Annotated in this window: 18 protein-coding genes; 11 read left to right on the top strand and 7 right to left on the bottom strand. The window is 62.1% G+C overall.

Going from position 1 to position 19584, the window contains the following annotated elements; genetic code table 11:
* Positions 1–39 precede the first annotated feature (39 nt).
* The 4 genes from SKTS_RS14785 to SKTS_RS14800 are packed head-to-tail and all read left to right on the top strand — an operon-like array spanning position 40 to position 2415.
* A complete protein-coding gene (locus tag SKTS_RS14785; protein ID WP_173066661.1) occupies positions 40–576 on the top strand; it encodes an O-acetyl-ADP-ribose deacetylase in 537 nt (178 codons plus the stop codon).
* Complete coding sequence (locus tag SKTS_RS14790) at positions 567–1490, top strand: DUF3616 domain-containing protein (RefSeq protein WP_173066664.1); 924 nt, start codon at positions 567–569, stop codon at positions 1488–1490. The genes SKTS_RS14785 and SKTS_RS14790 overlap by 10 nt, the downstream gene beginning before the upstream one ends.
* A gap of 32 nt (positions 1491–1522) precedes the next feature.
* On the top strand, positions 1523–1735 hold the full coding sequence (locus SKTS_RS14795; protein WP_173066666.1) for a DUF3820 family protein: 213 nt from the start codon (positions 1523–1525) through the stop codon (positions 1733–1735).
* 32 nt (positions 1736–1767) lie between these two features.
* A complete protein-coding gene (locus SKTS_RS14800; protein WP_198420372.1) occupies positions 1768–2415 on the top strand; it encodes an arylesterase in 648 nt (215 codons plus the stop codon).
* A 25-nt stretch (positions 2416–2440) separates the two neighbouring features.
* Here SKTS_RS14800 and prmC read toward each other — a convergent pair whose 3' ends face one another.
* The 4 genes from prmC to trhP form a co-directional block, all read right to left on the bottom strand.
* Entirely contained in the window at positions 2441–3292 is an 852-nt protein-coding gene (prmC, locus tag SKTS_RS14805) for a peptide chain release factor N(5)-glutamine methyltransferase (protein WP_173066669.1), read from the bottom strand.
* Positions 3293–3294: 2 nt separating this feature from the next.
* Positions 3295–4377, bottom strand: a complete 1083-nt coding sequence (gene prfA, locus SKTS_RS14810) for a peptide chain release factor 1 (protein WP_173066672.1) — start codon at positions 4375–4377, stop codon at positions 3295–3297.
* A 6-nt stretch (positions 4378–4383) separates the two neighbouring features.
* Positions 4384–5634 carry a glutamyl-tRNA reductase gene (gene hemA / locus SKTS_RS14815; RefSeq protein ID WP_173066675.1) on the bottom strand — a complete coding sequence of 417 codons (1251 nt, stop codon included), beginning with the start codon at positions 5632–5634 and terminating at the stop codon, positions 4384–4386.
* A gap of 86 nt (positions 5635–5720) precedes the next feature.
* Entirely contained in the window at positions 5721–7061 is a 1341-nt protein-coding gene (gene trhP, locus SKTS_RS14820; protein ID WP_173066678.1) for a prephenate-dependent tRNA uridine(34) hydroxylase TrhP, read from the bottom strand.
* 42 nt (positions 7062–7103) lie between these two features.
* Between trhP and dnaE the strand changes: the two genes are divergently transcribed.
* Positions 7104–10559 carry a DNA polymerase III subunit alpha gene (gene dnaE, locus SKTS_RS14825; RefSeq protein WP_173066681.1) on the top strand — a complete coding sequence of 1152 codons (3456 nt, stop codon included), beginning with the start codon at positions 7104–7106 and terminating at the stop codon, positions 10557–10559.
* 200 nt (positions 10560–10759) lie between these two features.
* Here dnaE and SKTS_RS14830 read toward each other — a convergent pair whose 3' ends face one another.
* The 3 genes from SKTS_RS14830 to SKTS_RS14840 form a co-directional block, all read right to left on the bottom strand.
* Complete coding sequence (locus tag SKTS_RS14830) at positions 10760–11701, bottom strand: class I SAM-dependent methyltransferase (RefSeq protein ID WP_173066684.1); 942 nt, start codon at positions 11699–11701, stop codon at positions 10760–10762.
* An 88-nt stretch (positions 11702–11789) separates the two neighbouring features.
* Entirely contained in the window at positions 11790–12272 is a 483-nt protein-coding gene (locus SKTS_RS14835; protein WP_173066687.1) for a copper chaperone PCu(A)C, read from the bottom strand.
* A 98-nt stretch (positions 12273–12370) separates the two neighbouring features.
* Positions 12371–14035: a glutamine--tRNA ligase/YqeY domain fusion protein gene (locus SKTS_RS14840; RefSeq protein WP_173066690.1), complete on the bottom strand. Its 1665-nt coding sequence runs from the start codon at positions 14033–14035 to the stop codon at positions 12371–12373.
* A 133-nt stretch (positions 14036–14168) separates the two neighbouring features.
* Here SKTS_RS14840 and SKTS_RS14845 point away from each other — a divergent pair, with 133 nt between their 5' ends.
* Genes SKTS_RS14845 through SKTS_RS14870 form a run of 6 tightly spaced genes read left to right on the top strand, consistent with a single transcriptional unit; the run spans position 14169 to position 19572 of the window.
* Entirely contained in the window at positions 14169–15251 is a 1083-nt protein-coding gene (locus SKTS_RS14845) for a nuclear transport factor 2 family protein (protein ID WP_173066693.1), read from the top strand.
* Positions 15229–16479: a L,D-transpeptidase family protein gene (locus SKTS_RS14850; protein ID WP_244617357.1), complete on the top strand. Its 1251-nt coding sequence runs from the start codon at positions 15229–15231 to the stop codon at positions 16477–16479. Before SKTS_RS14845 ends, SKTS_RS14850 begins: the two co-directional genes overlap by 23 nt.
* A 38-nt stretch (positions 16480–16517) precedes the next feature.
* Positions 16518–17171 (top strand): peptidylprolyl isomerase, encoded by a 654-nt coding sequence (locus SKTS_RS14855; protein WP_173066696.1) that lies wholly within the window; start codon positions 16518–16520, stop codon positions 17169–17171.
* A complete protein-coding gene (locus SKTS_RS14860; RefSeq protein ID WP_173066698.1) occupies positions 17164–17655 on the top strand; it encodes a peptidylprolyl isomerase in 492 nt (163 codons plus the stop codon). Before SKTS_RS14855 ends, SKTS_RS14860 begins: the two co-directional genes overlap by 8 nt.
* Positions 17656–17713: 58 nt before the next feature.
* On the top strand, positions 17714–18460 hold the full coding sequence (locus tag SKTS_RS14865; RefSeq protein ID WP_173066701.1) for a UDP-2,3-diacylglucosamine diphosphatase: 747 nt from the start codon (positions 17714–17716) through the stop codon (positions 18458–18460).
* Complete coding sequence (locus SKTS_RS14870) at positions 18457–19572, top strand: 3-deoxy-7-phosphoheptulonate synthase (protein WP_173066704.1); 1116 nt, start codon at positions 18457–18459, stop codon at positions 19570–19572. The genes SKTS_RS14865 and SKTS_RS14870 overlap by 4 nt, the downstream gene beginning before the upstream one ends.
* Positions 19573–19584: the final 12 nt, after the last annotated feature.

Here is a 19584-nt window from a genome sequence, read left to right on the forward strand (position 1 = left end):
GACCAATTCAGTCGCGCACGCCACTCGCAGCCATAAGCCATGACAGCATTATTGCGCGCCCTGCACGCCGACATCACCACCCTGGCGGTCGACGCCATCGTCAACGCCGCAAACTCGTCGTTGCTGGGCGGGGGCGGCGTCGACGGGGCGATTCATCGGGCTGCAGGCCCTGAACTGCTTGAGGAATGCCTCACGCTGGGCGGGTGCGAACCGGGCGACGCGAAGCTCACCAAAGGCTACCGATTGCCGGCCAGATACGTCATTCACACCGTCGGACCGGTGTGGCATGGCGGCGCCAGTGGTGAAGCTGGAATTCTGGCCTCGTGCTATCGTCGCTCGTTGGCAATCGCGTCAAAACTCGAGCTGGAAAGCATCGCGTTTCCCGGCATCAGCACCGGTGTCTACGGCTACCCCGTCGAGCTCGCTGCCGCGGTTGCCGTCGAGAGCGTTCGTTCGGCATTGCCGGAATGCCCGTCGCTGCGCGAGGTGATTTTCTGCTGTTTTTCCCAGCCGGACCTTAAAATCTATCAACGCCTTCTCAACGATAGAATCGGCAAGGATGAAAAATGGCGCTGAACAGCATTCTCATGTTCCTGACCCTGACCGGCATCTATGAACCATCCGCCATCCAGCAGCTTCCTGACGGGCGTTTTCTGGTCGTCGAAGATGAAAAACAGCACCCGTTCAGCCTGGTCAGGATCGGCTCCGACGGGCGCATCAGCACCGCTCCGCTGGACCGGGGGGCGTTAGGCGCCGACGATGATTTCCGCAAGCTGGATGATCTTGAAGGCATCACTCTCGACCGGTCGGGTCATATCTACGCCCTCACCTCGCACTCGCGCAACAGCGAGGGCGAAGAAAAAAAGTCCCGCGACAAGCTGGTCCGCTTCCGCATCGAGGGTGACCGCGTGGTCGCGCCGATGGTGGTCAGGGGACTGAAGCCCGCCTTGGTGGCGGCACACCCCGTTTTGGCGGAGGCCGCCGGGATACTGGACGTCAAGAACGACGGCGGGCTCAATATCGAGGCACTGGAAGTCAGCCCCGACCAGCAACGCCTGCTGATCGGCTTGCGCAGCCCCTTGCTCGACCAGCGGGCCATCATCGCCGAGCTCGAAAACCCCGCCGCGATTTTCGACGCTGGCGAGCCCCCCAAAGTCTCGGCCACCCTGACAACGCTGGACCTCGGCGGGAACGGGATTCGCGGCATGGCCTACCTGCCCTCCCTTGGCGGCTATCTTGTGATCAGCGGTCCCGTCGCACGCGAGCAGGTGCAATTCCGGCTCTGGTTCTGGAGCGGCCGTCGCGGCGAGGCGGCGCGAAGCGTCAGCGTTCCCGGCTTGCAGGGCTTCGAGCACGCCGAAGGGGTCAGTTCCGCCGTGATCGACGGCCAGCAACGCATCATTATCGTCAGCGACGACGGCAGCCGGGACGAAGGCCGCTTCGCCCGCTATCTGCTGCTCGACCCCAAACAACTGCAGATTGCGCCCTGAGCATGCGCCAGACAACCTGAGAAATTACAGCGATGCATCCCGAAGATTTACAACGCCTGGTAACCACCGTCATGCCCTACGGCAAGCACAAGGGTCGCCTGATTGCCGACCTGCCCGGACAGTACCTCAACTGGTTTGCCCGCGAAGGCTTTCCGCCTGGCGATATCGGCCGCCTCCTGGCGTTGATGCAGGAACTGGACCACAACGGCCTGTCCTCCCTGCTTGACCCCTTGCGAAAAACATAAATCACTCGGACGCCGAGCGCAGGGATTCCGACATGAACGCAGCACACCGTCCGGGCGCGATGCGACACTTCATTTTCCTGATTGTCGCCATCGCTCTTGTTGCCGCCTGCGGCAAGGCAAAAGAAGAGGCGCTTCCTCCCGGCAGCCAGGTTCTGGCGCTGGGCGACAGCCTGACCGCGGGCAACGGCGTGACGCCCGACGAGGCGTGGCCCAGCCTGCTGGCGAAAAGGACGGGGTGGCATGTAATCAATGGCGGCGTGAGCGGCGACACCAGCGCTGATGCCTTGCAACGTTTGCCTGCGCTGTTCGACGAACACAAGCCTGTTCTCGTCCTGGTCACACTGGGCGGAAACGACATGTTGCGCCGCCTGCCCCGGGAAGAAACCGTCGCCAATCTGGAAAAGATACTCGCGCAGATAAAGGCACACGGCGCAAAGGCGGTCCTGCTAGCCACGCCGAAGCCGAGCGCGGCTGCGGCTGCTTTTCGAAGCCTGTCCGCAGCCGATTTCTACCAGGAAGTGGCCGATGCGCAGCACGTTCCGCTGATTGAAGACGCGGTCGCCGACGTGCTTTCCGATCCTCAGATGAAGGGCGACTCACTGCACCCGAATGCCGCGGGCCATAAAATATTGTCCGAGAAGATTTTCGACGCCTTGAAATCGGTCGGCTATGCCCGCTAGCTTACTGGGCAGGCTGTCCATGTTGCTACGCGGCTCTCAATCCCACGCTGACGCGTTCCAGACCGGCCAGATCGCGGATGGTCTCCACCTCTGAGAATCCCTGCTGGCGCAGAATGTCGCGGCAGCCTTCGCCCTGGTTGTAGCCGTGCTCGAGCAGCAGCCAGCTGCCCGGATTGAGATGCTGGGGCGCGGCAGCGGCGATGCGGCGGATGTCGTCCAGGCCGTCCGCCCCGGAGGCCAGCGCGGACAAGGGTTCGAAGCGCACGTCGCCGCGCTGCAGGTGCGGATCGCCAGCCTCCACGTAGGGCGGATTGGAAACGATCAGGTCGAAGGTTTGCGCGCCGAGCGCGCCGAACCAGTCGCTGTGCAGCAGGCACAGGTTGGGCACTTGCAGCCGCGCTGCGTTGTCGCGCGCCACGCCCAGCGCCTGCGGCGACTGGTCCACCGCCGTAACCGCCGCCAGTGGCCGGCTCCTGGCGATGCTGATGGCGATGGCGCCGCTGCCGGTGCCGAGATCGAGCACCTTGCAGGGCTGGTCTTCGGGAATGCGCGCCAGCGCCAGTTCGACCAGCAGTTCGGTTTCGGGACGCGGGATCAGCACGGCCGGCGTAGTCTTGAATTCCAGCCCGAAGAATTCCCGGCGGCCGATGATGTAAGCGATCGGTTCGCCCGCGAGGCGGCGCGTCAGCAGGGCTGAGTAGCTTTGTGCGGCGGGTTCCGCCAAGGCTTCGCGGTCGTGGCCGATGAGCCAGGAGCGCGCCACGCCGAGCGCTTCACACAGGAGAATCTGGATTTCCAGCCGCGCTTCGCGCGGATCGAGGTCGAGGTCCTGCTGCAGTCTCCGGCTGTCCTGCGCCAGGACCTCAGCCAGCGTCACAATCAGTTATCCCCGGCCAGGCTCGCCAGCATCTCCGCCTGGTGCTCGGCCATCAGCGCGCCGGTGATTTCGTCCATGTCGCCGTCCATGATCTGGTCGATCTTGTACAGGGTCAGGTTGATGCGGTGGTCGGTGATGCGCCCTTGCGGGAAGTTGTAGGTGCGGATGCGCTCGGAGCGGTCGCCGCTGCCGATCAGGGACTTGCGCGTGGCCGCTTCCTTGGCGTTGCGCTCGCGCATCTGCACGTCCATGATGCGCGCCGCCAGCACGCTCATGGCCTGCGCCTTGTTCTTGTGCTGCGAGCGGTCGTCCTGGCATTCCACCACGATGCCGGTGGGCAGGTGGGTGATGCGGATCGCCGAGTCGGTCTTGTTGATGTGCTGGCCGCCGGCGCCGGAAGCGCGGAAGGTGTCGATGCGCAGGTCGGCGGGGTTGAGGTTGACCTCGGCCACTTCGTCCGCCTCGGGCATGATGGCGACGGTGCAGGCGGAGGTGTGGATGCGGCCCTGCGTTTCGGTGGCCGGGACGCGCTGCACGCGGTGGCCGCCGGACTCGAACTTGAGCTTGGAATAGGCGCCCTGGCCGATGATCTTGGCGATCACTTCCTTGTAGCCGCCCATTTCGCCCGGGCTTTCCGAGACGATCTCCACCTGCCAGCGCTGGCGCTCGGCGTAGCGCGTGTACATGCGGAACAGGTCGCCGGAGAACAGCGCCGATTCGTCGCCGCCGGTGCCGGCGCGGATTTCCAGGAACACGTTGCGCTCGTCGTTGGGGTCCTTGGGCAGCAGCAGCTTCTGCAGGTCGAGTTCGATCTGCTCCAGCCGCGCCTTGCCTTCCTCGATTTCGGCCGCGGCGAATTCCTTCATTTCCGGGTCGGCAAGCATCTCCTGGGCATCGCGCATGTCCTGCTCGCACTGTTGCCAGGCATGGTACTGCGCCACCACCGGCGTGAGATCGGAATGCTCGCGCGTCAGCTTGCGGTAGTTGTCCATGTTGCTGGTGATATCGGCGCTGGAAAGGAGCAAATTGAGCTCTTCCAGCCGCTCGCTGAGGGAGGCGAGCTTGGCCAGGATAGATAACTTCATTGCGAGCTACTCGTGGTGGATGTGGTAAAGGCGCCGCAGCAGTGCTTCCAGCTCGGTGCGTTCGTCGCCGCTGATGTGGTTGAGCGCGTGGCTAGGGATATGCAGGAATTTGTTGGTCAGCGCCCGCGCCATCAGTTCCATCACCTGCTGCGGGTCTTCACCGCGCGCCAGCAGGCGCTGGGCGTGTTCGAGTTCCTGGCGGCGGAAACGGTCGGCATGGTCGCGCAAGGCGCGGATGGTGGGGACGATTTCGCGCGTTTCCATCCAGTCCACGAAGCTGCGCACGCGCGATTCGACGATACACTCGGCTTCCGCCGCGGCGACCTGGCGGCTGTCCATGCCTTCCTGCACCACTTGCGCGAGATCGTCCACGCTGTAGAGAAAAACGTCGTCCATCTCGCCGACTTCTTCCTCGATGTCGCGCGGCACGGCCAGGTCGACCATGAACATGGGGCGGTGCTTGCGCGCCTTGATGGCGCGTTCGACCATGCCCTTGCCCAGGATCGGCAGCGGGCTGGCGGTGGAAGTGACGATGATGTCGTAGGCCGCCAGGTGGTCGGGCAGATCGTTGAGCGTGATGGCCCCGCCGCCGAAGCGTTGCGCCAGCAGATCGGCGCGTTCCAGGGTACGGTTGGCGACCAGGATGTGCTTGGGACGCTGGGCGGCGAAATGGTTGGCGCACAGCTCGATCATTTCGCCGGCACCGATGAACAGTACGTTCTGCTCGTGGATGCTGGGGAAAATGCGCTGCGCCAGGCGCACCGCGGCGGCGGCCATGGACACCGAGTTCGCGCCGATCGCGGTGGTGCCGCGCACTTCCTTGGCTACCGAGAAGGTGCGCTGGAACAGCTTGTGCAGCAGGGTGCCCATGGTGCCGGCCTGCTCGGCGGTTTTCACCGCCTGCTTGAGCTGCCCGAGGATCTGGGTCTCGCCCAGCACCATGGAATCCAGCCCGCTGGCGACGCGGAAAGCGTGCTTCACCGCTTCCTGCTTGGGCAGCGTGTAAAGATACGGCTCGATGGCGTGGGTCTTGAGCTGGTGGAACTCGGCCATCCACTCGATGGCCTGTTGCGGCTCTTCGGTATTGCAATAGACTTCGGTACGGTTGCAGGTGGAGAGGATCGCGGCTTCCTTGACCGGCCGATGGTCGACCAGGTCCAGCAGCGCCTGTTTCAGGTTCTCGGCATGAAACGCCACTTGCTCGCGAATGGCGAGCGGTGCGGTGTGGTGGTTTATACCGAAAGCAAAAAGCTGCATTAATTAAGGAAACGACCGGTTAAAGGGTTGAAAAGTATACCGTAAATTGGGGCTCTCGAGGCGGCTTCCAAGCCCCCTCGCAGCATTTAGGACACGAACCTCGCCACCATGCCATGCGAAAAATTCCCGGGCGGCAAGGGAATGCGCACTGTCCAGCCGCTGCCCGGCGCCGCGCTGATGGCTTCGCCCGCCATGTTTTCCATGCGTTCCAGGTCGACCACACGGTTGCCGTCGGGCAACAGGATTTCCAGCCGGTCGCCCACCACGAAGCGGTTCCTCACGTTGATCTCCGCCATGTTGCTGGCGGCATCGAAGGCGACGATATCGCCCACGTACTGGCTCTTGGCGCTTTCGGAGTAGCCGCGCAGGTAGTTCTGGTGTTCCGCCGTGTGGTGGCGCTGGTAGAAGCCGTCGGTGTAGCCGCGGTTGGCGAGCGTTTCCAGCGAGGACAGCAGATTGAGGTCGAAGCTGCGCCCGGCCATCGCGTCGTCGATGGCGCGACGGTAAACCTGGGCGGTGCGCGCCACGTAATAGGAAGACTTGGTGCGCCCCTCGATCTTGAGCGAGTCGATGCCCATCCTGGTCAGGCGCTCGACGTGTTCCACCGCGCGCAAGTCCTTGGAATTCATGATGTAGGTGCCGTGCTCGTCCTCCATCACCGGCATCAGCTCGCCGGGACGGTTCTGCTCTTCCAGCAGGTACACCTTGTCCGCCAGCGGGTGGCGCGGCAGGCTGCCGCACTCGGACAGCGCGCTTTCCTGCATCTGCGCGGAAAAGTCGGCGCGGATCACCCCGGCGGCGTCCTCCTCGCCCTCGTGCACCTTGTAGTCCCAGCGGCAGGAATTGGTGCAGGTGCCCTGGTTGGGGTCGCGGTGATTGAAATAGCCGGACAGCAGGCAACGGCCCGAATAGGCGATGCACAGCGCGCCGTGGACGAAAACTTCGAGTTCCATGTCGGGACATTGCTGGCGGATTTCCTCGATCTCGTCCAGCGACAGCTCGCGCGACAGGATCACCCGCGTCAATCCCATGCTTTGCCAGAATTTCACTGCCGCGTAGTTGACCGTATTGGCCTGCACGGAGAGATGCACCGGCACTTCCGGCCATTTCTCCCGCACCATCATGATCAGGCCGGGGTCGGCCATGATCAGCGCGTCCGGCTGCATGGCGATGACCGGCTGCATGTCGGCCATGTAGGTCTTGACCTTGGCGTTGTGCGGCATGAGGTTGCTGGCGACGAAGAATTTCTTGCCCAGGCTTCTGGCCTCTTCTATCCCCACACGCAGCTCTTCCAGCTTGAATTCGTTGTTGCGCGCGCGCAGCGAGTAGCGCGGCTGGCCGGCGTACACCGCGTCGGCGCCGAAAGCGAAGGCGGTGCGCATTTTTTCCAGCGAACCGGCGGGAAGGAGGAGTTCGGGTTGTTTCATTGGGTGGTAAAATTGCACAAAGGAAAAATTATACCACCCCCTATGAGCAGTCCCTCTTTCATCCACCTTCGCCTCCACAGCGAGTTCTCCATCACCGACGGCATCGTGCGTCTGGACCAGGGCAAGGACCATTCCTGCCCGCCGGTCGAGCGCGCCAAGGCCGACGGCATGCCCGCCCTGGCGCTGACCGACCTCAACAACCTGTTCGGCATGGTCAAGTTCTACAAGGCGGCGCGCGGCAAAGGGGTCAAGCCCATCATCGGCTGCGACGTGTGGGTGGAGAACGAAAACAACCGCGACCAGCCCGGCCGCCTGTTGCTGCTGTGCCAGAACCGGGCTGGCTACGGCAATTTGTGCGAACTGCTGTCGCGCGCTTTCCGCAGCAACCAGTACCGCGGCCGCGCGGAAATCAGCAAATCCTGGCTTTCCGAGGGTTTCGGCGAGGGGCTGATCGCCCTCTCCGGCGCGCATCTCGGCGACATCGGCCAATCTCTGCTGAACGGCAACGAGGCGCAGGCGCGCCAGCTGGCAAAAGACTGGGCGGCATGCTTTCCGCAGCGCTTCTACCTCGAACTGCAGCGCACCGGCGCGCCGCAGGCAGAGGAAGCCCTGCAGCAGACCATCGCCCTGGCCGGGGAACTGGATTTGCCGGTGGTGGCAACCCACCCTATCCAGTTCCTCGACGAGGACGACTTCCGCGCCCACGAAGCCCGGGTGTGCATCGCCGAAGGCTACGTGCTGGGCGACCAGCGCCGTCCCAAGCATTTCACCGAGCAGCAGTATTTCAAGAGCCAGGCCGAGATGGCCGAACTGTTCGCCGACGTGCCCGAGGCGCTGGCCAACAGCGTGGAAATCGCCAAGCGCTGCAACCTCACTGTCGAGCTGGGCAAGAGCAAACTGCCGCTCTTTCCCATCCCGGAGGGGATGACCGAGAACGACTACCTGGTGATGCGAGCGGAGGAAGGCCTGGCCGTGCGCATGAAGGAGCTGTACCCGGACGAAGCCAAGCGCGCCGAGCAATACCCGACTTATACCGACAGGCTCAAATTCGAAACCGCGACCATCATCCAGATGGGTTTCCCCGGCTACTTCCTGATCGTGGCCGACTTCATCAACTGGGCCAAGCACAACGGCGTGCCGGTGGGACCCGGGCGGGGCTCCGGCGCCGGTTCGCTGGTGGCCTATTCGCTCGGCATCACCGACCTCGACCCGCTGCGCTACGCCCTGCTGTTCGAGCGCTTCCTCAACCCGGAACGGGTGTCCATGCCCGACTTCGACGTGGATTTCTGCCAGGAAACCCGCTACAAGGTGATCGACTACGTGCGTCACCAGTACGGCGAGGACGCGGTGTCGCAGATCGCCACCTTCGGCACCATGGCCGCCAAGGCGGTGCTGCGCGACGTGGGGCGCGTGCTGGACATGTCCTATACCTTCTGCGACGGCCTCTCCAAGCTGATCCCCGCCCAGCCGGGCAAGTTCGTCACCCTCGACCAGGCGCTGGTCGAGGTGCCCGACCTCAAGGAGCGCTACGACAACGAGGAGGAAGTGCGCGAGCTGTTCGAGCTGGCGCGCAAGCTCGAAGGCATGACCCGCAACGTCGGCATGCACGCCGGCGGCGTGCTGATCGCGCCGGGCAAGCTGACCGACTTCTGCCCGCTGTACGTCGCCTCCGGCTCCGAGGCCGTGACGGTGTCCCAGTTCGACAAGGACGACGTGGAAGCCGTCGGCCTGGTCAAGTTCGACTTTCTGGGCCTGCGCAACCTGACCATCATCGAGCTGGCGGTCAAATACGTCAAACAGCTCGACCCGGCTTTCACCGGCCCGCTCGACACGCAGCATTTCGACGACCCGGCGGCCTACGACATCCTGAAAAAGGCCAACACCACCGCGGTGTTCCAGCTCGAATCGGACGGCATGAAAAAGCTGCTGGCCAAGCTGCAGCCGGACCGCTTCGAGGACATCATCGCCGTGCTGGCCCTCTATCGCCCCGGTCCGCTGGGCTCCGGCATGGTCGACGACTTCATCCTGCGCAAGAAAGGGCAGCAGAAGATCGACTATTTCCACGACGACCTGAAAGCCTGCCTGACGCCCACCTACGGCGTGATCGTGTACCAGGAACAGGTGATGCAGATCTCCCAGATCATCGGCGGCTACACCCTCGGCGGCGCCGACATGCTGCGCCGCGCCATGGGCAAGAAGAAAGCCGAGGAGATGGCGGAGCACCGCGCCATTTTCAGCAAGGGCGCGGACGAAAAGGGCTACGGCGCGGCGCTCGCCATGCGCCTGTTCGACCTGATGGAGAAGTTCGCCGAGTACGGCTTCAACAAGTCCCACACCGCCGCCTACGCCGTGGTTTCGTACCAGACGGCATGGCTCAAGGCGCACTACCCCTCCGCCTTCATGGCCGCCACCCTGTCCTCGGAACTGGACAACACCGACCAGCTCAAGGTGTTCTACGAGGACACCCTGGCCAACAAGGTCAAGGTGCTGGGACCGGACATCAACGTTTCCAACTACCGCTTCGAGCCGGTCTCGCGCACTGAAATCCGCTACGGCCTGGGCGCGGTCAAGGGCACCGGCGAGCAGGCGGTCGAGTCCATCGTCGCCGAGCGCCAGGCAGGCGGGCCGTTCCGCGACCTGTTCGACTTCTGCCGCCGGGTCGACAAGCGCATCGTCAACCGCCGCACCATCGAGGCCCTGGTGTGCGCCGGCGCCTTCGACGCCGTCACCGACCACCGCGCCAGCTTGCTGGCTTCGGTGGGACTGGCGATGGAATCGGCCGAGCAGCACAACCGTTCGATCAACCAGGCCAGCCTGTTCGGCGCAGAAACCGCGGGAGACTCGGCCGAAAACATGGTGGACGTGCCGCGCTGGGGCGACGGCGAGCGTCTGCTCAACGAGAAGAAAAGCCTCGGATTCTATTTCAGCGGCCATCCCTACGACGCGCACCGCAAGGAGCTGTCCGCCTTCGTCCGCACCAAGCTGGCCGACCTTGGGCCGCAGCAGCAGCCGACCCTGATGGCCGGCGTGATCTACGCCATCCGCACCCAGATGACGCGGCGCGGCAAGATGGCCTTCGTCACCCTCGACGATGGCAGCGGCCGCCAGGACATCGCGGTCTACAGCGAAATGATCGACGCCCACCGCGACCTGCTCAGGGAAGACCAGTTGCTGGTCGTCGAGGGCAAGGTCAGCAAGGACGATTACTCCGGCGGCTTCCGCGTCGCGGTGGACAAGCTGATGGACCTCACCGCGGCACGCACCCGCTTCGCCAAGACCATGCGCCTCAACTGCAACGGCGCAAGCAATGCCGCCACCCTGAAGGAACTGCTGGCGCCCTACCGCAACGGCGGCTGCCCGGTACGCATCGCCTACCGCAATGCGGGGGCCAACTGCGAGCTGGAGCTGGGCGAGGGCTGGCGCGTGCAGCTGCACGACAACCTGTTGAAAAGCCTGAAGGAAAGATTACGCGAGGAGAACGTGCAAGTCGTATATTAGAAATTAATTATATAAAGTGCTTGCGCAGGAAATTATAATATTAGATAATTCTTATCAACACGGAAAACGCTCATATCCCCTTTGAGATTTTTGTGTTGTCTCCTCCATCCCCAAATTTTTTGGCGGATTTTAAGCGCGGTTCGTGTGAACCGCGCTTTTTTTTGCCCGTGCGCAACAGCCCGCCGAACGCGGCATCTTTCTCAGGCCGTAATCAGCCAGCAGTAATGGATTTTCTTGTTGCGGAAATCTTCCGGGATGGTGCGGGCGGAAATATCCTGAACCTTGCCGCTCTTGAGTTCGGCCGCTTCCAGCTTGAAACTGCGCAGGTTGGTGGAAAAAAACAGTTCCCCGCCCGGCGCGAGCAATTGCAGGCAGGCATTGATCAGGCGCGGATGGTCGCGCTGCACGTCGAGTACGCCCTGCATTTTCTTGGAGTTGGAAAAACTCGGCGGATCCATGACGATCAGGTCGAATTTCTTGCCCACCGACACCGCATGATCCAGATAGGTAAATACATCGGCGCGCACCAGCTGATGGCGCGCCAGGTCCATGTGGTTGAGCGCGAAATTGCGCTTCGACCAGTCCTGGTAGGTGTTGCTCATATCGACCGTGACCGATTCGCTCGCGCCGCCCGCCGCCGCGTAAACCGTGAAACTGCCGGTATAGGCGAACAGGTTGAGGAAGCGCTTCCCCGCCGCGCGTTCCTGCACCATGCGGCGCGTGATGCGGTGATCGAGGAACAGGCCGGTGTCAAGGTAGGCATCCAGGTTGACGATGAAACGGTGCCCGCCCTCCTCCACGTTGAAATCGTCGCCCGCCGCGCCGGTCTTTTCGTACTGGCTTTCCCCGCGCTGGCGTGCGCGCAGCTTGTAAGTAATGTGCTGCAGCGGCAGATCGAGGGCTTCTGCCGCGTGCTGGCGTGCCGCTGCCACCCATAGCGCGTACTCGTCGTCGAGCATTTTCCAGCCGGTATCGAATTCCTGCAGGTGCGCATGATCGTGGTAAATATCCACTGCGAGGGGAAATTCCGGAACATCGCGGTCGTAGACGCGATAGCAGGTGACGGACTGGCGCCGCGCCCATTTGCCCCAGTGGCGGGCGTTCTTGTGCAGGCGGTTGAAAAAGGCGGAAAAATCGGACATAGATCTTGCGAAAATGGAGGGGATTAACGGGATTGACTGGGCAAGACGACGTCCTGGTCCGAGGGCAATCCCGTCGGGGCAATCAATGCTACATGTGTTCGCGGTCGTGCTGCATCTGCATCATGGGCTGCAATTTGCGCACCTGAGCGTCGAATTTCTTGCTGCTGCCGTCCTCGAAGGTAACGCTGATGGCGACATTCTCGCCTTCCACGAGCGGCTTCTTGAGGTCGATCAGCATGATGTGCAGGCCACCCGGCTTCAGTGCCGTTTCGCCCTTGGCCTTGATTTCGATGTCCTTCACTGGGCGCATTTTCATCATGCCGCCTTCGTTGACGTGGGTATGCAGTTCCGCAACCTTGGCCGCCGGGCTGTCAGCCTTGACCACCTTGTGATCCTTGTCGTCGCCGTTCTTGAACATCAGGAAGGCGCCGGTGACGTTTTGTCCGGGTGGCACCATGCGAACATAGGGATCGCTCATGGTGACATTGTCGGCGGCGCTGCCGGCGGCATAAAGCGGCGCGGAGGCGACCAGCGTAACTGCAGCAAGGGTGGTGGCAATAGTCAATTTCATGTTTCTCTCCTGAGAGGTTATTTTAAAGACGAGCCTGGGATTTATACCAGACCCGGCAATGCCACACCTGCGTCACAACGTCGCAGGCAACACAACAACTATTTGGTCCACGAATCCTTGAGCGTCACGCTGCGGTTGAAAACCAGCTTTTCACCCGGCACGTGATCGCGACGGTCGGCGCAGAAGTAGCCGAGGCGCTCGAACTGGAAGTGCGTCTCCGGCGCGATGTCTCGCACGCACGGCTCGACCCAGCCCTGCACCACGGTCAGGGACTGCGGGTTGATGAATTCGCGGAAATCGCGCTCCTTGTCGCCGTCGGGCCTGGCCACGGTGAACAGGCGGTCGTACAGGCGCATCTCGGCTGGCAGGGCGTGTTCGGCCGACACCCAGTGAATCACGCCCTTGACCTTGCGCCCCTGCGGGTTCTTGCCCAGCGTGTCGGGGTCGAGGGAGCAGCGCAACTCGGTGACCCTGCCTTGCGCGTCCTTGACCACCTCGTCGCAGCGGATGACGTAGCTGTAGCGCAGGCGCACTTCCCCGCCCGGCACCAGGCGTTGCCAGCCTTCCGGCGGGACTTCGGCGAAGTCGTCGGCCTCGATCCAGATTTCCCGCGCGATCGGCACGTCGCGCGAGCCGAATTCGGGGTGATTGGGGTGGAACCCCGCCTCGCGGGACTGCGTCACGCCGGCTGCGAAATTGGTCAGCACCACCTTGAGCGGCTGTACCACCGCCATCACGCGCGGCACGCTGGTTTCCATGTCCTCGCGGATGCAGCCTTCGAGCACCGACATGTCGATCACGTTGTCGCTCTTCGAAATGCCGATGCGCCGCGCGAACTCGCGGATGCCCGACGGGGTGTAGCCGCGCCGCCGCATGCCGGTGATGGTCGGCATGCGCGGGTCGTCCCAGCCGGAAACCAGCTTCTCCGTCACCAGCTGGTTGAGCTTGCGCTTGCTGGTCAGAGTGAATTGCAGTTCCAGGCGCGAGAACTCGTACTGGCGCGGGTGGCAGGGGATGGTGATGTTGTCCAGCACCCAGTCGTAGAGCGGGCGGTGGTCTTCGAATTCCAGCGTGCACAGGGAATGGGTGATGCCTTCCAGCGCGTCGGATATGCAGTGGGTGTAGTCGTACATCGGGTAGATGCACCACTTGTCGCCGGTGCGGATGTGGTGGGCGCGGCGGATGCGGTAAATGGCCGGGTCGCGCATGTTGATGTTGGGCGAAGCCATGTCGATCTTGGCGCGCAGCACCTTGCTGCCGTCGGGGAATTCGCCGTTCTTCATGCGCTCGAACAGGTCGAGGTTTTCCGCCACGCTGCGCTCGCGGTAGGGGCTGTTCTTGCCGGGCTCGGTGAGCGTGCCGCGGTAGGCGCGCATTTCGTCCGGCGTCAGGTCGCACACGTACGCCTTGCCGCTGTTGATCAGTTCCACCGCGTAACCGTACAGCGCATCGAAATAATCCGACGCCCAGCGCACCGCCCCATCCCACTGGAAGCCCAGCCAGCGCACGTCTTCCTGGATGGAATTGGCGTATTCCTCGCTCTCCTTCTCCGGGTTGGTGTCGTCGAAGCGCAGGTTGCACTTGCCGCTGAAGTCCTGCGCCAGGCCGAAATTCAGGCAGATCGACTTGGCATGGCCGACGTGCAGATAGCCGTTCGGCTCCGGCGGAAAGCGGGTCACGATGCTCTGGTGCTTGCCGCTTTTCAGGTCGTCTTCGATGATGTTGCGGATAAAATGGGGAACGGGTTCGCGCTCGTTGCTCATGGCCGGTGCTTTAATGAAAATCAACGCGCCGATTTTACCCGAAAACCGCGCGTCACGCCGTGTAAGGAATGGCGCTAAACATCAGTTCTTGCTAAAATCATGACGATATTTTAGTTCATGAGATTTCTCATCAATGAGCCGTTCCCGTTTGTTGCCCCTGTTTTCCACACTTGCCATAGCGCTGCTCCTCACTATCTCCCCTGCCCGCGCCGACGAAGCGCAGGAAATCAGCCGCATGCTGAAGCAGGGACAGGCGGACAAGGCCATGGAACGCGCCAACAGTTTCCTCGCCGCCCACCCCAAGGACGCGCAGGTGCGCTTCCTCAAGGGTCTGATCCTGACCGAGCAGAACAAGAACGCGGAAGCGATCAAGGTGTTCTCCGGCCTTACCGACGATTACCCCGAATTGCCGGAACCCTATAACAACCTGGCAGTGCTGTACGCCGCCCAGGGACAGTACGAAAAAGCCAAAACAGCGCTGGAAATGGCGATCAACACCCATCCGAGCTACGCCACCGCCCACGAAAACCTTGGCGACATTTACGCCAAGATGGCCAGCCAGGCCTACGACAAGGCGCTGCAACTGGACAAGAGCAATTCAAACGCGCAAGCCAAGCTAGCCCTGATCAAGGACATTTTCGCCAAGCCGGCACTGCGTCAGCCGGTGAAAGCGGCGCTTGTCGCAAGTGCGCCCGCCGTCACTCCCGCAGCGGCCAAACCGGCCGCGCCTGCCACGCCACCCGCAGTTCCCGCAGCGGCAGCGGCAAAACCCGCCGCTCCTGCCGCCAAGCCCGCTGCCGAACCCGCCAAGGTCATCGAGTCTGCCAAACCCGTGGCAACAGAAAAACCCGCCGCCGAAACCAGCAAGGGCGACAGCAACGAAGTCGTACTGGCCGCGGTATACGCCTGGGCCAAAGCATGGTCGTCCAAAAACGTCAGCGGCTATCTCAAGTCTTACGCCCCCGATCTGGTCCTCGCCAAGGGCGAGAGTCGCGCCAATTGGGAGAAAACCCGCAAGGAACGCATCGGCAAGCCGAAATCCATTTCTGTGACCATCGCCTCGCCTGAAGTGAAAATCATCGATGCCACCCATGCCAAGGTGGCTTTCAAACAGGTCTATCGCTCTTCCGGGCTCAACAGCGAAACGGGGAAAACCCTGCTGATGGTCAAGTCGAACGGGAAATGGCTGATCCATGAAGAACGGATCGGGCGCTAACCTTTACCTGATGGGCAAGTTCAAACACGCCATACGACTACTTCTGGTTCTGGTAACGGGCCTGGTGGCACTACCGGCCGGCGGCATGGGCGACCTGCTGCCGCCCCTGCAATACGCCCGCACCCACAACAACAACCCTGAAGCGCTGCTGGTCAACATCCTGCTCGAGATCAGGCAGGACCGTCTCAACACGGCGCTGCGCGATGTCGACGCACTGCTTCACATCAATCCCAACTTCAGGCTCGCCAGCCTCATCCGCGGCGACCTGCTCATGGCACGGGCGAAGCCCCTGACCGCTTTCGGCAGTGCGGCAGGCGCAACACCCGAACAGGTAGCGAACTTCCGCGACGAAGCGCGGGTGCGGCTGCAGCGCTACCTGGAACAGCCGCCGTCGGGAAAAATCCCCAAATACCTGCTGCAGATGCAGCCCGAACAAACCCACGCCATCGTGGTGGACACCAGCAAGTCACGCCTTTACCTGTTCGAAAACAATGCCGGCGAGCCGCGCTACGTCGCCGATTACTACATCACCAGCGGCAAGGCCGGCGCGGAGAAGCTGCGCGAAGGCGACCAGAAAACCCCGCTCGGCGTGTACTTCGTCACTTCCAGCCTGGCGATGGAAAAACTCTCCGACTTTTACGGCGTGGGGGCTTTCCCCTTGAGTTACCCCAACGAGTGGGACAAGCGCCAGGGCAGGAACGGTCACGGCATCTGGCTCCACGGTGTTCCGCGCGACACCTACAGCCGTCCGCCCAGGGCCAGCAGCGGTTGCGTGGTACTCACCAACCCCGACATGGCAACGCTGGGCAAGACGCTGCAGGCGGGCCTGACGCCGGTGGTCATCAGCGATCACGTGGAATGGGTCAGCGCCGAGGAATGGCGCTCGCAGCGTGAGCGCTTCAAGGGCGAGGTGGAAGCCTGGCGCCGGGACTGGGAAAGCCTCGACAACGAGCGCTATCTCAACCACTACTCTCGGGCTTTCAGCGCCAACGGGCAGGACTTCGCCATATTCAGCGCGCAAAAAAGACAGGTCAATGCCGGCAAATCGGCCTTGCAGGTCAAGCTTTCCGATGTCAGCATATTCCAGTATCCCGGCAAGGATAATATCTTCGTCGTGACCTTTACTCAGGACTACCAGAGCAACAACCTGAGCAACGTGATGCGCAAACGCCAGTACTGGCAAATGGAAAATGGCCAGTGGCGCATCATGTATGAAGGCGCGGCTTGACACACTGCCTTTGAATTTCGCGTAGAAAAGGAAAAAACATGTCCCACTTTCGCTTCTTGCTGTCTATTCTCGCGCTGCTGGCGAGTTTCAGCGCTCAGTCCGCCACCAACCCCCAGGTAATGATCAAGACCAACCTCGGCGAAATGGTGGTGGAGCTTTACCCCCAGAAAGCGCCCAAGACTGTGGAGAACTTCCTGCACTATGTGAAGAACGGCTTCTACAACGGCACGATCTTTCACCGCGTCATCAACGATTTCATGATCCAGGGCGGCGGCCTGACCCCTGCTTTCGAGCAGAAAGCCACCTTCCCGCCCATCCCCAACGAAGCCGACAACGGGCTTAAGAATGAACCCGGCACGCTGGCCATGGCTCATGCCGCCGACCCGAATTCGGCTACCGCGCAATTCTTCATCAACCTCGATCAAAACAAGCATCTCGATTTCTACAAGCCGGAGTCCTACTACTACGGCTATTGCGTGTTCGGCAAAGTCATCAAGGGACTGGACGTCGCCAAGAAAATCGGCGCCATCCCCACTTCCGCCGGCGGACCGTTCGCTTCCGACGTGCCCCAGGAAAAGATTGTCATCGAGGAAGTAGCCCCCATAACGCTTCAGGCCGCGGCGGAACCGGCCACCGACAAAAAAACCTCAAAACAACCCACTCGCAAGAAAAAGGACGTAAAACATGGTTAAGATTCAAACCAACTTCGGCACCATCACTCTCGAACTCGACGCAGAGAAAGCACCGCTGACCGTTGCCAATTTTCTCCAGTACGTGAACGACGGTTTCTTCAACGACACCATTTTCCACCGCGTGATCGACGGCTTCATGATCCAGGGCGGCGGCTTCATGGCGGACATGATGCAGAAAGCCACGCGCGACCAGATCCAGAACGAGGCCACCAACGGCCTGAAAAACGATGCCTACACCATCGCCATGGCGCGCACGCCCAACCCGCACTCCGCCAGCTCCCAGTTCTTCATCAACGTCGCCGACAACAGCTTCCTCAACCACACCGCGCAGACCTCGCAAGGCTGGGGCTACTGCGTGTTCGGTAAAGTGGTGGAAGGACAGGACGTGATCGACAAGATCGCCAAAGTACGCACCGGCAACAAATCCGGCCACCAGGATGTTCCGGTCGAGCCGGTGATCATCGAGAGCGCGGAAGCCGTTTAGGTAAGGCGTGAGGGGTGAGGGGTGAGGCGCAACAGCCACCCCGCACCCTTTACCGAAAATGGCCCACAGCCTGTTCATCTCCGATCTGCACCTGAGTGCCGATCGCCCGGAAGTTCTTTCCGCCTTTAGCGAATTTCTTGCCACCACCGCGGTCCATGCCGACGCCTTGTACATTCTGGGCGACCTGTTCGAATACTGGGCGGGCGACGACGACCTGGACGCGCCCTTCAATCGCCAGGTCGTTGCCGCGCTCGCCGCGCTGAATGCCGGCGGCACTGCCCTCTACCTGATGCACGGCAACCGCGACTTTCTCATGGGCGAAGCCCTGGCGACCGCCTGCGGCGCGCACTTCCTGCACGACCCCGAGTTGCGGGACATCCATGGCACAGCAACCCTGCTGATGCACGGCGACAAGCTGTGCACCGACGACACCGCGTACCTGGCCTTCCGCGAACAGGTACGCGATGCGCAATGGCAGCAGGCCTTTCTCGCCCAGCCGCTGGCGCTGCGCAAAGCGCAGATCGAGCAGTTGCGCGAGCAAAGCAGACAGGCGCAGCGCGAGAAGGCGGCCGAAATCATGGACGTGAACGCCGAATCTGTTATAAATTTACTCGGGAAATACGGCTATCCGCGCCTGATCCACGGCCACACCCACCGCCCTGCGCTTCACCTGCAGGAAATCGACGGTCGCCGCTGCGAGCGCTGGGTGCTGCCGGACTGGTACGAGCAGGGCGGCTACTTGCGCTGCGACGAGCACGGTTGCGCGGCAATCAATATCCAGATGGTTAAAGGGGAACAAAAATGATTCTGATCCTGGCCCAAGACATTTCCCACGAGAGCGCCGATTTCCGCCAACTGATGGACCACCTCCACGCGCTGCCCGGCATCAAGACGCGCGTTCACCAGGAAAAAGGCGAGCAGCAGACGCTCACCGAAGTCTATTTGATCGGCGACACCGGCCCGCTTGCCGTCGAAGACATGAAAACCCTGCCCGGCGTGGAGCGCGTGGTGCGGGTCTCGGAAGAATACCGCGTGCTCGGCCGCCACAAGGACGACGAGCGGCCCACCCACTTCGATTACAACGGCGTGCGCTTCGGCCAGGACACGCTCAACATTTTCGCCGGGCTATGCGCCGTGGACGTGCAAGAACACGTGGAAGCGATGATGAAGGCGCTGCGCGACAACGGCCAGGTGTGCACGCGCATGGGCGCTTACAAGCCGCGCACCAGCCCCTATGCCTTCCAGGGCCACGGCAAGGCCTGTCTGCCCTGGGTGTTCGAACTGGCGGGCAAGTACGGCATCAAGGTGATTGCCATGGAAATCACCCACGAATCCCACCTCGACGAAATCCGCGCCGCCCTGCACCAGGCCGGCAACCCCACCGGCGTGATGCTGCAGATCGGCACGCGCAACACGCAAAACTTCGAGTTGCTGAAAATCGTCGGCCGTCAGCAGGAGTTACCGGTGCTGTTCAAGCGCGGCTTCGGCATCACCCTGGACGAATCGCTCAACGCCGCCGAATATCTCGCCTCGGAGGGCAACCGCAAAGTCGTGTTCGGCCTGCGCGGCATGAAGACCAACATGGGCGACCCGCACCGCAACTTCGTCGATTTCGCCCACGTGCCGGTGGTCAAGCGCCTCACCCGCATGCCGGTGTGCATCGACCCATCCCATTCGGTCGGCGCGCGTTCGCGCGCGCCGGACGGCCTGCTGGATATTTTCCACGTGGTGGCGCAGGGCGTGGTCGCCGGCGCCAACATGATCCTGGTGGATTTCCACCCGGCACCAAAAAAAGCGCTGGTGGACGGTCCACAGGCATTGTTGATGGAAGAACTGCCGCACTTCATCGAGGACGTGCAACTGGCGCGGGAAACCTACCTGCAGCGTCAGTCTCTGGCCCAGCGCTACCGGATATAGCAATTTCGACCC

It is taken from the genome of Sulfurimicrobium lacus (assembly GCF_011764585.1).
In the GTDB taxonomy this organism is placed as follows: Bacteria; Pseudomonadota; Gammaproteobacteria; order Burkholderiales; family Sulfuricellaceae; genus Sulfurimicrobium; species Sulfurimicrobium lacus.